This window comes from Pseudomonas fontis, from assembly GCF_028656955.1.
GTDB classification, from domain to species: Bacteria; Pseudomonadota; Gammaproteobacteria; order Pseudomonadales; family Pseudomonadaceae; genus Aquipseudomonas; species Aquipseudomonas fontis.
The window spans coordinates 1-11,593 of the sequence record NZ_JAMDGY010000010.1; the positions used below are offsets into that span (position 1 = coordinate 1).

The following is an 11,593-nucleotide window of genomic DNA, read 5'->3' on the forward strand; positions in this document are numbered from 1 at the left end:
GCAAGACGGTATCTACAGGCTGTCGAGGATCGCGTGATAAAGATCATGGACGGCAAGCGAGTCGCCCAACTCAGCAGCATGTTCGATGCTCCGTAGTACGCTGCCGAATACGCCGAGCGCATTCGTAAGCTAGGTCGGTGCCGCGACGTGATCATCAGAGCAAAAATCAAACTGCCCCAGAGCGATGCGAAGCGTAGATCACCCACAAAGCTCTCTTGGGTGGACTACTCGCCAGAATCAACAGCGGCCGCATAAGCAACAGGCGCTAGCCCTGAACATCGCTTTTCCCGCCGCACCTGTGAGCCTCTTTAGCGCGCCAGCTTTACTTTCAGTGCGCCTTCAAAATTACGAACCGCTCGCTCTAGCTCATCTCCATAATCATCTTTGTCCCTGAGCCTATATTTGAATACGAGCCGCCGGGAATTTAATGCCTCCAAGTGATCCTCACGCTCGTCCTCGGGCTCTGAAGGATCTTTTGACAGAAGCATCAAATTTACATAATCAGCATACTCATCTATTAGACGTTTAATATTTATTGCTCTGTCGACGACCTCATCCCCCCAGAGAGCTTGGGCCTCAAACAACGAGGCTGCTATTTGTGCATAAGATTCTTGAAGACTTTCTACTCTGCGACTGAAACCCAATTCCTTGCGGGCATGTCGATCCTGAGGATTGCCGCAGAACACCGGATCACCCTCTCGATTTACCTCATGAGTGTAAATCCACCATGCGCGGTATGTTTGAAATTTTTCCACCATCCGATATAGCTCAACGAGCAATCGGCGAGCCAGCTCATGGTCGTTCTGCCCTTTAATTTGCCGCCTCCAAGTCGCAAGACCACAGAATCCTATTATCGCGGCAGTAACGACACCAAGACCGGTTATTACTGTTCCGATTACCGCGAATACGTCTTTTGTGATCGCCCAGTCCACATCAGAGATCGCCAAACATATCGACATAACAATTCTCCATTCACTCGTGGCGATAGTAACTCCGAGGTATCCCCATGCCCACAAAAAACCGATCCAGCAACACCGAACAGATGGTCAGCTTCCCAAGCGAGCTGACGGACGATCTCGCCGAGCTGATCGCCGAGAAGGTACGGGTTTGCGGCGGTGGCGCTGTCGAGATCTGGGACACTATCTGCGCTCATGCCCAGCCAACCACCCAGCACCAGGGCGAGCCGGTGGCCATAGTCGACGAGGGAGACGACGGCGTGTTCATCGACTTCATCTACGGCGAGAACGGCAATCCACTGCAACGCGGTGACCAGCTCTACACCCACGCCGATGCGGGAGAGGTTGAGCGGTTGCGAGCAGAGGGAAAAGCTCTGACAGAAAAATACGAAGCGTCGCGAGACCGTAAAAACTCGATGACTGCATTGAAGATTGAGAACGAGCAACTCAAGGAAGACTTGGTTGTATTCAAAGGCGGAATTTCTGCACTCGGGGAAGCCTCGAGGAGGCTGATGTTTTGCGCCCTCACAACCGGTGGAACTGCCGGGCCTGATCAAGGCCTCATGGACGCTTGCGATGCGGTAGAAAAGTCCCAGTCACTTGTCGGCGTGTCGCGGGCAATTGACTACATTGAAGGGCTGATAGCCGAACGTGACACCCTGCGCGCCCATCTGGCCGAACGGGATGCGCTGCTGCACCGAGCTTCGCGCCTTGGCATGTTCACCCTTGGCTCCGCTCTCTACGAAGAGATTTGCAAGACTCTATCCGCCAGCGCAGAGCCGAGCGCGCCGGCAGACGTGGCGCTGCCTGATCGATCGCCAGAGGACTACGCAATCGAGCATGCCGAGTACATGGCCAAGTCAGCCGATGATGTGATGGCGAAGTTTCAGGCCTATGGGCTGGCTCTGCTGGCCGTAGATGAGGGTGGCGACGACGGTGAAGGGGAGCTATTCGAAGCGATCGATACCGCCCGCGACGATCTTCAGGAGTCTCTGGTGGATCTGCGCTCAATGGTCTACGAGTTTCGCAAGCGCTGCCCCCGTCCGGGCTTATAAATCCTGACAGGAGTACATCTGTACTCTTTCCGCTGTAACCCCTATCCCCTCTATTGAACAGCCGCGATATTGCGGCAAGGAATTTCCGTGCGCGAAGAAAAAGTCGTGATGTACGAATCCCCCGAAGCCGCCAGCATCCAGACCGTGACGGGCTGGGTCGATCCTTCTGGCCGATTCTGGGGCAATGATGAGCACATGGCCCGCTACTGCGGTTCGACCCACCGACAATGTGAGAAGAACCCGGAGCACCCGATCCACGCAACCAACGGATGGTGCAAGGCATGCCATTCAGAAAGTCGTGCGGCCAAGTACGCAGCCATGCCGAAGCGCGCATGGGGTGGCGAGGCGATCACCGAGTACGACGGGGACGAGTACTTCTTCGATGAGGAAAGCCTGCGTGACTATCTACTCGAGCATGAGATCGAGCCAGCCGACCTGAAGCTGGTCTTCTGCACGCCGAACTACCCCAGCCAGATCGATCCCGGCGACCACTTCTGTGACGACTTGCCGGAAGACGGTGAAATCAACGATGACCAGTTGCTTGCCGCTTTCGAGCTACTCAACGAGATGATCCGCAATAGCCCGCCTCTGTCCTGGTCCCCCAGCAGCGAAGCCGTCGAGCTGCCCCAGTCGTTCCTCGACATGATCAAGCACGAACGCGAGGAGGCAGCATGACCCGCCTAGCCCTCTGCCTCCTGCTGCTGGCCACCGGCGCCAGCGCGGCGCCTCTTCCGTGGGGCGTCAATACCTTCCACGACGACGAACGTGCCGCCACCTGCTGGTACACCGCTACGGGCCTCAGCTGCATTCCCGACAGCCAGCTCAAAGGCCGCTAAAAGCACCAGGCCGGCAACGAGCGCCAGCTCTCCCCGCACGAACAAGACGTCACCCCTACCCCAACTACTGCGCCAGGCGCATGGAATGAAGAGAGGTATTCGCTGTGAGCATTGAACTCAAGATCACTGTGATGCCCGCTAACGAGCTTCCCGCACACCTCGAAGGCAACACCAAGGACGTGCGCGACAGAGAAGCCAAGCAGCCCGGGGTGAATGCGGCTGGATCTGCTCCGACTGCTGCTGCTCAGAGCCAAAAGGCATGCCAGACGCATGCTTCCACGGCCATGCTTCTTGCACGGCCATCATCCAGCGCGACAAGCAGAGCGCAATGCGTGAAGGGAACGAACCATCATGATCCTCCTACCAATCGCCGCCCCGCTCTACATGGCCTGGATAATCTGGAAGGGGCCGAGGGCATGATCCCGCGTAAAGGCTTCATCCGCCGAAAGCTTGAAGCTGCGCTGATCCGGTTGGCCGTCGCCATCCTGATGGGCCGCAACGTCACCAGGTCGCTGGTCGTGAGTCGCCGTGACAACAACGACATGTGGCACATGGCTGAGCGCCTAGACAGCATTGCCGACCGAATCTCCCACAACTACCCGTAACCCCTCCACCTACAACAACTCAAGCCTGCCGGTAGGTGGGCGAGGAGAGCTATTGCCATGATCATCGACGACTTGATGACGGACAAAATCACCCTCCACGGCCTGGGCTTTGTCCAGGTGCAACTGCAGGGTGAGCAGCGCATGCATGTCTGGCATCCCGAACTGCCCCGCCGCAAGTGCTTTGAGCACTCGGCCATTCACGACCACCGCTTCGGCTTCGTGTCCCGCGTGCTTGCCGGTGAACAGATCAACCACTGCTACGAGCCTATACGTCACGCCGAAGGCGAGTTCGTACTGTACCTGCATGAAGGCAAGCGCCAGGCGGGCGGCCGTGGACGCTAGACGGCCGAGCCGACATGGTTCACCAAGGCACCGACCTGATCTACGCGGGTGGCGAGTACCGGACCGCTGCGTACGACTACCATCGTACCGAACCAGGCGGGGATGGCAGAGTCGCCACCGTCATGCAAAAGCGTAACGAGTTCCCGCGCGGCGCCCACTCCACCTGCCGCATTGGCATTCAGCCTGACACGGACTTTGACCGGTACCAGTGGACGCCTGCCCAGCTCTGGGAAGTTGTGCGCGAAGTGCTGACTGCCTAACCCCTCCCCCCCTCTGCCGCCATGCGCGGCGTGGAGCCTATCCCATGGAAACCGAAATCCTCACGGAAAAAGAACTGGCCGAGCTGACCGGCTACAAGGCCAGGGGCTACCAGCGCCGCTGGCTAGAAGAGCGCCAGTGGCACTTCGTCGAGAGTCGAGGCGCTCGACCGCTTGTTGGCCGCCAATATGCCCGCATGAAACTGGGCGTGACCCTTGAGGTGGTGCCGCTCGCACCGCCTCCCACTCTGGCACCCATGTGGACGCCAGATATATCGAAGGTAAGGTGATATGCGCCCAAGGAAAACTGATAACAGGGATCTGCCGCCAGGCATGTACAGGCGCAAGCGAAGCAGTAAGAGCAAGAAGCATCCGAACAAGGTATGGATCAGCTACATCTACCTGGACAAATCTGGCAAACCAATCCCCCTCGGTACCGACCTGAGCCTTGCCCGTCTGAAGTGGGCCGAGCTGGAAGCGAAGGAAAAACCGAAAGATCTGCTAACTATGTCTGCCATTTTCGACAGGTACGAACGAGACATCATCCCGAAGAAGGCGCCACGCACCCAGAAAGACAACCTGGCCGAACTCCGCCAGCTACGGCCGTACTTCGAAAAGGCCCCCATTGACGGCATAACGCCCTCGCAGATCGCACAGTACCGGGATGCAAGGAGTGCCAAGGTCCGGGCAAACCGGGAGATAGCCACCCTCTCGCACGTGTTCAATATGGCACGGGAGTGGGGCCTGACCATTCGGGAAAACCCCTGCCAAGGCATACGGAAGAACAAGGAAGTCCCGCGCGATTTCTACGCGAATGATGCCATCTGGAAAGCTGTGTATGCGAAGGCGGCGGATGAATTGAAGGTCGCCATGGACTTGGCGTATTTGACGGGCCAGCGTCCGGCGGACGTGCTGGTAATGAGGAGGGACGACATCGAGGACAACGTCCTCGGAGTGAAGCAGAAGAAAACCCACAAGAAGCTGCGAATCATGCTCGAAGTGGACGGCGCAGAAAGCGACCTGGGCGCTCTAATCAGGGCGATCCTAATACGAAACGAGCCACATAACTCGCCGTACCTGATTCTCACGAGCGGCGGCCTGCGGGTGACCGCGCCGATGCTTCGGCGTCGATGGGATGACGCCCGAGAGGAAGCAGTGAAAGAGGCGATCGACTCTGGCGACCAGGTGCTGGCTGGCCGAATCGGTCAGTTCCAATTCCGAGATATACGCCCCAAGGCTGCATCGGAAATCACGGATATTGAGCACGCCAGCCTGCTGCTTGGGCACACCAAAGGCGACATCACTGAGCGCGTTTATCGGCGCGTCGGAGCGTTGGCGAAACCCACCAAATAGCAGAAGTATTGTCAGCGCTGACAAAACAACCCATTCCCAAGGGTGTTCCCATGGGTGGTTTTTCTCTGCCCCAGAAACGCAAAAAGCCCTGAATAATCAGGGCTTTTCGGTAAAAAATATGGCGGAAGCGTAGAGATTCGAACTCTAGGATAGTTGCCCATCGACGGTTTTCAAGACCGTTGCCTTAAACCACTCGGCCACGCTTCCACAGAACAGCGGCCGCCATAATACCGAAATGAAACACGCTGTCAAACTCTCTGTGTCGCGGGTTTGCATGCCTCTGTTATGATCTTTGCATCTGAACGTTACAAACCCACAGGAGTGTCGCCATGCGCGAACAGGATTACGCCGTCAACCACGGCCAGCAGGTCGAGCAGCAAGAAGTCAGCCGCGTCCTGCGTAACACCTACGGCCTGCTGGCCATCACCCTCGCCTTCAGCGGCATCATGGCCTATGTGGCCCAGCAAATGCGCGTCGGCTACCCAAACATCTTCGTGGTGCTGATCGGCTTCTACGGCCTGTTCTTCCTCACCAACAAACTGCGTGACTCCGCCTGGGGCCTGGTCTCGACCTTCGCCCTCACCGGTTTCATGGGCTTCCTGCTCGGCCCTATCCTCAACCGCTACCTGGGCATGGCCGGCGGCGCCGAAGTCGTCAGCTCCGCCTTCGCCATGACCGCCCTGGTGTTCGGCGGCCTCTCCGCCTACGTGCTGATCACCCGCAAGGACATGAGCTTCCTCGGTGGCTTCATCACCGCCGGCTTCTTCGTCCTGATGGGCGCCGTGCTCGCCAGCCTGTTCTTCCAGATCAGCGGCCTGCAACTGGCCATCAGCGCCGGCTTCGTGCTGTTCTCGTCGGTCTGCATCCTGTTCCAGACCAGCGCGATCATCCACGGCGGCGAGCGCAACTACATCATGGCGACCATCAGCCTGTATGTGTCGATCTACAACCTGTTCGTCAGCCTGCTGCAACTGTTCGGCCTGATGAGCCGCGACGATTGATCACCGCTGCTGAATGAAAGAAACCCGCTTCGGCGGGTTTTCTTTTGCCTGGCTGAAACCGCCAATCCAGCCCGCACAGCACCAGCACTACCGCAAATGGCCATCGCCCCGTAGAATGCGCTCCTTTTTTCTCCCGGGGCAGCACCTGCATGAGCTCAATCGAACAAGGGACCAGCGCACCCGCGCAAGCCAATGAACTGGTCCTCGGCCTGGAGGACCGCCCACGCCCACTGATCGCCATGCTGGCCGCACTGCAGCATTTGCTGGCGATCATCGTGCCGATCGTTACCCCCGGCCTGCTGATCTGCCAGGCCCTGGGCGTCTCGGCCCGCGACACCAACCTGATCGTCTCGATGTCGCTGGTAATCTCCGGGATCGCCACTTTCGTGCAATGCCGGCGCTTCGGCCCGTTCGGCGCCGGGCTGCTGATCGTGCAAGGCACCAGCTTCAACTTCGTCGGCCCGCTGATCGCCGGCGGCGCACTGATGGTCAAGCAAGGCACGCCGGTTGAAGGCGTAATGGCCGCCATCTTCGGCGTGGTAATCGCCGGCTCCTTCGTCGAAATGGGCATCTCGCGGATCCTGCCCTTCGTCAAACGCCTGATCACCCCGCTGGTCACCGGCATTGTCGTGCTGATGATCGGCCTGACCCTGATCAAGGTCGGCCTGATCAGCATGGGCGGCGGCTTCACCGCCATGGGCAACGGCACTTTCGCCAACGGCGAAAACCTGCTGCTGTCAGGGGTTGTGCTGGCCATTATCGTGATCCTCAACCGCATCCCGGTGGTGTGGATGCGCAGCTGCGCCATCGTCATCGCACTGGCCGTCGGCTACGCGCTGGCCGGCTACCTGGGACGCCTGGACTTCACCGGTATGCACGAAGCCGCGCTGTTCCAGGTGCCGGTACCGCTGCATTTCGGCCTGGGTTTCTCTTGGGCGCTGTTCATTCCGATGCTGGTGATCTACCTGGTCACCTCCCTCGAAGCCATCGGTGATGTCACCGCCACCAGCAAGGTCTCGCGCCAGCCTGTCGAAGGCCCGGTGTGGATGCAGCGCATCAAGGGCGGCGTGCTGGTCAACGGTGCCAACTCGTTGCTGGCCGGGGTGTTCAACACCTTCCCAAGCTCGATCTTTGCGCAAAACAACGGGGTGATTCAGCTGACCGGGATTGCCAGCCGCCATATCGGCGTGTGGATCGCCGCGATGCTGATCATCCTCGGCCTGTTCCCGAGCGTGGCTGGGGTGATTCAGGCAGTGCCGGAGCCGGTACTGGGTGGTGCCGCCATGGTGATGTTCGGTGCGGTGGCCGCGTCGGGTATCAATATCCTCGCCAGCATCAGCCTCGACCGTCGCGCCCTGCTGATCATCGCCGTGTCCCTGGCGCTGGGCCTGGGCGTGGCGCAGGTGCCGGAATTCCTCGCACATATGCCGGCAGCGCTGCGCAATGTGCTGGAATCCGGTGTGGCAACCGGCGGGATCTGTGCGCTGGTGCTGAACTGGTTCCTGCCTGAGGCCAAGTCGCACGCTTGAGGGTTGGGGGCCGCCTTGCGGTCCATCGCCGGCAAGGCCGGGCCCCACACGATTCGTGCAAGGCTGTATCCATCAAAGCCCGCAGGCCACTGCGGGCTTTTTGCTTTATCATTTGCACAGATTTATAGACAGAGCCTGCCATGAAGTTCGCCATCGCGGTTTTTTCCCCCGGCCACGCACCCTCCTCACGCCGCGCACTGCTGTTCGCCCAGGCCGCCTTGGCCGGTGGGCATGAGATTGTCCGGCTGTTTTTCTACCAGGACGGCGTGCACAGCGCCTCGGGCAATATCGTCACGCCCCAGGATGAGTTCGACGTGCCCGCACACTGGCGCGCCTTCGTCACCGAGCACGCGCTCGACGCCGTAGTGTGCATCGCCGCGGCCCTGCGCCGTGGCGTACTGAACGAGGAAGAGGCCGCACGCTACCAGCGCAACGCCGTGAACCTGCCCGCACCCTGGGACCTCTCCGGCCTCGGCCAACTGCACGAAGCTGCGCAAACCGCCGACCGCCTGGTCTGCTTCGGAGGCGATTAATGGCCAAGTCCCTGTTGATCATCAGCCGCCAGGCCCCCTGGGCCGGCCCTTCGGCCCGCGAAGCCCTGGATATCGCCCTGGCCGGCGGCGCCTTCGACCTTCCGCTGGGCATGTTGTTTCTGGATGACGGGGTCTTCCAGCTCGCCCCTGGCCAGCAACCCGGCCAGGTGCAGCAAAAGAACCTTGCCGCCAACCTGCAGGCACTGCCGATGTTTGGCGTCGAGGAACTGTTTGCCGCAGGCAGCAGCCTGCAAGAACGTGGCCTGCCTGCCGACAGCCTGAGCTTGCCGGTCAAGGTGCTGGATGACGCCGCCCTGGCGGCGCTGATTGAACGTTTTGACCAGGTGGTAACCCTCTGATGAGCACCCTGCACGTCATTTCCCACTCGCCCTTTGGCGACAACCGCCTGAGCAGTTGCCTGTGCCTGCTGGGCCCGAACGACGGCCTGCTGCTGTGCGGCGACGCGGTCTATGCCCTGCAACCGGGTAGCGAACCGCTCAAGACGCTGCAAGCACACAACCTTGAGCAACGCCTGTTCGCCCTGGCCGAAGACCTGCAAGCCCGCGCCATCAACAGCGACGCCGTCAACGCGGTTGACTACCCGGCCTTCGTCGCGCTGTCCCTGCACTACGACAAGGTCAACAGCTGGCTATGAGCACCCTGACTGTCGGCACCCGCGACATTGCCCTGGACAAGGACGGCAACTTGGTAGAACTGGGCGACTGGTCCGAGGACGTCGCCCAGGCCCTGGCCGAGCGTGAAGGCATCAGCCTGACTGCCGAGCACTGGGAAGTGCTGAGCCTGCTGCGCGCGTTCTATGACGAATTCCAGCTGTCCCCGGCCACCCGCCCGCTGATCAAGTACACCGCCTTGAAGCTCGGCCCGGAAAAGGGCAACAGCCTGCACCTCAATCGCCTGTTCAACGGCACTCCTGCCAAACTCGCCGCCAAGCTCGCGGGCCTGCCCAAGCCGACCAATTGCATATGACCGAACCGCTGCCACTGATCACTGAAACGCCCACCGAGCACCCTTTCGCCCAGTTCGTTCGCATCCTCGGCAAGGGCAAGCGTGGTGCCCGCGGCCTGACCCGCGAAGAGGCCCGTGAAGCCATGGGCATGCTGCTCGACGGCAAGGTCGAGGAGACCCAGCTGGGCGCCTTCCTGATGCTGCTGCGGCACAAGGAAGAAAGCCCTGAAGAGCTCGCCGGCTTCACCGAAGCCTTGCGCGCCCGCGTGCAGGCGCCGTCGATCGCCGTGGACCTGGACTGGCCCAGCTATGCCGGCAAGAAGCGTCACCTGCCATGGTACCTGCTGGCTGCGCGCTGCCTGGCCAACAATGGCGTGCGCATCCTGCTGCACGGCGGCGGCGCACACACGGCCGGCCGCCTGTATACCGAGCAAGTGCTGGGGCTGCTGGAGATTCCCCTGTGCCGCGACTGGAGCGCCGTCGAGCGCGCGCTGGACGAGCGGTGCCTGGCCTTCATCCCGTTGCAGGACTGGGCACCCCGCCTGCAACGGATGATCGACCTGCGCAACACCCTCGGCCTGCGCTCGCCCATCCACTCCCTGGCTCGGGTGCTCAACCCGCTGGGCGCGCGCTGCGGCCTGCAAAGCATCTTCCACCCCGGCTACCAGGCCGTGCACCGCGAAGCCAGCCGCCTGCTCGGCGACACGGCCATCGTGGTCAAGGGTGACGGCGGCGAGATCGAGATCAACCCTGACGCCAGCAGCCACCTGTACGGCACCGTCGGCGGGCTGGAGTGGGACGAGGAATGGCCGCAAATGTCGATCCAACGCCACGTCAAACCCGCCAGCCTGGTGCCCGAGCACCTGCTCGCCGTGTGGAACGGCGACGCCCGTGACAGTTATGGCGAGATGGCCCTGGTCGCGACCATGGCCCTGGCCTTGCGCGGGCTCGGTCACAGCCGCGACGAGGCCTTCAGCCTGGCCCGGCGTTATTGGGATGAACGCCTGAGCTAGACGACTGATCGAATCCGTCGATCAAACAGGTGCACTCTTTGCGCTATTCGTTCGAACCCTAGTCCGTAGACTGGGTTCCAACCTGAATACATTGCCAAGGAGCTCATCATGGGCCTGTTGATCGACGGACGCTGGCACGACCAGTGGTACCAAAGCAGCAAAGACGGCGCCTTCCAGCGCGAGAACGCGCAACGCCGCAATCAACTGCCCGCGCCAGAAGCCGGCCGTTATCACCTGTACGTGTCGCTTGCCTGCCCTTGGGCGCATCGCACGCTGATCCTGCGCAAGCTCAAGGGCCTGGAAAGCCTGATCGATGTGTCAGTGGTGAGCTGGCTGATGGGCGAACACGGCTGGACCTTCGACACGGCTCTCGGCTCGACGGGGGACAAGCTGGATGGCCTGGCGTATCTGCACCAGCGCTACACCCGCGATGATCCAAACTACACCGGCCGGGTGACGGTACCGGTGCTGTGGGACAAGCAGGAGCAGCGCATCGTCAACAATGAGTCGTCGGAGATCATCCGGATCTTCAATTCGGCATTCGATGAGCTGACAGGCAACCGCCTGGACCTGTACCCCGAACCGCTGCGGGCGCAGATCGATGCGCTGAACGAGCGGATCTACCCGGCCATCAACAATGGCGTGTATCGGGCAGGTTTTGCCACGGCGCAAGGCGCCTATGAGCAGGCATTCGATGAGGTGTTTGCCGAGTTGGATCGGCTGGAACGGATTCTGGACGAGCAACGCTATCTGGCCGGGGAATACCTGACTGAGGCCGACTGGCGACTGTTCACTACACTGGTGCGCTTCGATGCGGTGTATCACGGGCACTTCAAGTGCAACCTGCGACGCATCGCTGACTATCCGAACCTGTCGAACTGGCTACGCGAGCTGTATCAGTGGCCCGGGGTGGCCGAGACGGTGGACATGACCCATATCCAACACCACTACTACATGAGCCACAAGACCATCAATCCGAACGGGATTATGCCCAAAGGCCCGCTGCAGGACTTGGGCTTGGCGCATGATCGGGAGCGCTTGGCTGGGCGGGGTATCTGGGAGAATTGAGGTAGATTTGCGTGAGTCATCGCCGGCAAGGCCGGCTCCCACAGATATCTGCAATGCTGCCAATACTGTGGGAGCCGGC

14 protein-coding genes, 1 tRNA gene and 2 pseudogenes are annotated in these 11,593 nt (G+C 60.6%); 15 read left to right on the plus strand and 2 right to left on the minus strand.

The genetic code is table 11. The features are described 5' to 3' along the window. Positions 1 to 308: 308 nt before the first annotated feature. The gene (locus M5G11_RS02645; protein ID WP_273912186.1) at positions 309 to 959 is read right to left on the minus strand and encodes a hypothetical protein; all 651 of its coding nucleotides are present in this window, start codon (positions 957 to 959) and stop codon (positions 309 to 311) included. Between the two features lie 47 nt (positions 960 to 1,006). On the opposite strand from M5G11_RS02645, the gene M5G11_RS02650 reads away from it, so the two are divergent. The 7 genes and pseudogenes from M5G11_RS02650 to M5G11_RS02680 all read left to right on the plus strand — a co-directional run bounded on the left by M5G11_RS02650 (position 1,007) and on the right by M5G11_RS02680 (position 5,404). After that, positions 1,007 to 2,011 carry a hypothetical protein gene (locus M5G11_RS02650; protein ID WP_273912187.1) on the plus strand — a complete coding sequence of 335 codons (1,005 nt, stop codon included), beginning with the start codon at positions 1,007 to 1,009 and terminating at the stop codon, positions 2,009 to 2,011. Between the two features lie 87 nt (positions 2,012 to 2,098). Further along, the gene (locus M5G11_RS02655) at positions 2,099 to 2,686 is read left to right on the plus strand and encodes a hypothetical protein (protein WP_273925241.1); all 588 of its coding nucleotides are present in this window, start codon (positions 2,099 to 2,101) and stop codon (positions 2,684 to 2,686) included. After that, positions 2,683 to 2,955, plus strand: a pseudogene (locus tag M5G11_RS02660) (hypothetical protein). The gene M5G11_RS02655 and the pseudogene M5G11_RS02660 overlap by 4 nt, the downstream one beginning before the upstream one ends. Positions 2,956 to 3,263: 308 nt before the next feature. Then, positions 3,264 to 3,452, plus strand: a complete 189-nt coding sequence (locus M5G11_RS02665) for a hypothetical protein (RefSeq protein WP_273912372.1) — start codon at positions 3,264 to 3,266, stop codon at positions 3,450 to 3,452. A 57-nt stretch (positions 3,453 to 3,509) separates the two neighbouring features. Continuing rightward, positions 3,510 to 4,054 (plus strand): annotated as a pseudogene (locus M5G11_RS02670) (hypothetical protein). Positions 4,055 to 4,098: 44 nt separating this feature from the next. Continuing rightward, a complete protein-coding gene (locus M5G11_RS02675; RefSeq protein WP_273912189.1) occupies positions 4,099 to 4,341 on the plus strand; it encodes a DUF4224 domain-containing protein in 243 nt (80 codons plus the stop codon). A gap of 1 nt (position 4,342) precedes the next feature. Then, complete coding sequence (locus M5G11_RS02680) at positions 4,343 to 5,404, plus strand: tyrosine-type recombinase/integrase (RefSeq protein WP_273912190.1); 1,062 nt, start codon at positions 4,343 to 4,345, stop codon at positions 5,402 to 5,404. Between the two features lie 119 nt (positions 5,405 to 5,523). Here the strand turns inward: M5G11_RS02680 and M5G11_RS02685 are convergent. Beyond that, positions 5,524 to 5,611: transfer RNA gene (locus M5G11_RS02685), tRNA-Ser, on the minus strand. Positions 5,612 to 5,733: 122 nt separating this feature from the next. Between M5G11_RS02685 and M5G11_RS02690 the strand changes: the two genes are divergently transcribed. The 8 genes from M5G11_RS02690 to M5G11_RS02725 all read left to right on the plus strand — a co-directional run bounded on the left by M5G11_RS02690 (position 5,734) and on the right by M5G11_RS02725 (position 11,514). Then, positions 5,734 to 6,405 carry a Bax inhibitor-1/YccA family protein gene (locus M5G11_RS02690; RefSeq protein ID WP_273912191.1) on the plus strand — a complete coding sequence of 224 codons (672 nt, stop codon included), beginning with the start codon at positions 5,734 to 5,736 and terminating at the stop codon, positions 6,403 to 6,405. A gap of 149 nt (positions 6,406 to 6,554) precedes the next feature. After that, a complete protein-coding gene (locus tag M5G11_RS02695) occupies positions 6,555 to 7,934 on the plus strand; it encodes a nucleobase:cation symporter-2 family protein (RefSeq protein WP_273912192.1) in 1,380 nt (459 codons plus the stop codon). A 140-nt stretch (positions 7,935 to 8,074) separates the two neighbouring features. After that, positions 8,075 to 8,467, plus strand: a complete 393-nt coding sequence (gene tusD, locus M5G11_RS02700) for a sulfurtransferase complex subunit TusD (RefSeq protein ID WP_273912193.1) — start codon at positions 8,075 to 8,077, stop codon at positions 8,465 to 8,467. After that, positions 8,467 to 8,826: a sulfurtransferase complex subunit TusC gene (gene tusC, locus M5G11_RS02705; protein ID WP_273912194.1), complete on the plus strand. Its 360-nt coding sequence runs from the start codon at positions 8,467 to 8,469 to the stop codon at positions 8,824 to 8,826. Before tusD ends, tusC begins: the two co-directional genes overlap by 1 nt. Continuing rightward, positions 8,826 to 9,122 (plus strand): sulfurtransferase complex subunit TusB, encoded by a 297-nt coding sequence (tusB, locus tag M5G11_RS02710; protein ID WP_273912195.1) that lies wholly within the window; start codon positions 8,826 to 8,828, stop codon positions 9,120 to 9,122. Before tusC ends, tusB begins: the two co-directional genes overlap by 1 nt. Next, a complete protein-coding gene (locus M5G11_RS02715; protein ID WP_273912196.1) occupies positions 9,119 to 9,454 on the plus strand; it encodes a TusE/DsrC/DsvC family sulfur relay protein in 336 nt (111 codons plus the stop codon). The genes tusB and M5G11_RS02715 overlap by 4 nt, the downstream gene beginning before the upstream one ends. Further along, positions 9,451 to 10,446 carry a glycosyl transferase family protein gene (locus M5G11_RS02720; RefSeq protein WP_273912197.1) on the plus strand — a complete coding sequence of 332 codons (996 nt, stop codon included), beginning with the start codon at positions 9,451 to 9,453 and terminating at the stop codon, positions 10,444 to 10,446. Before M5G11_RS02715 ends, M5G11_RS02720 begins: the two co-directional genes overlap by 4 nt. A gap of 108 nt (positions 10,447 to 10,554) precedes the next feature. Continuing rightward, complete coding sequence (locus M5G11_RS02725; protein ID WP_273912198.1) at positions 10,555 to 11,514, plus strand: glutathione S-transferase family protein; 960 nt, start codon at positions 10,555 to 10,557, stop codon at positions 11,512 to 11,514. Positions 11,515 to 11,593 lie beyond the last annotated feature (79 nt).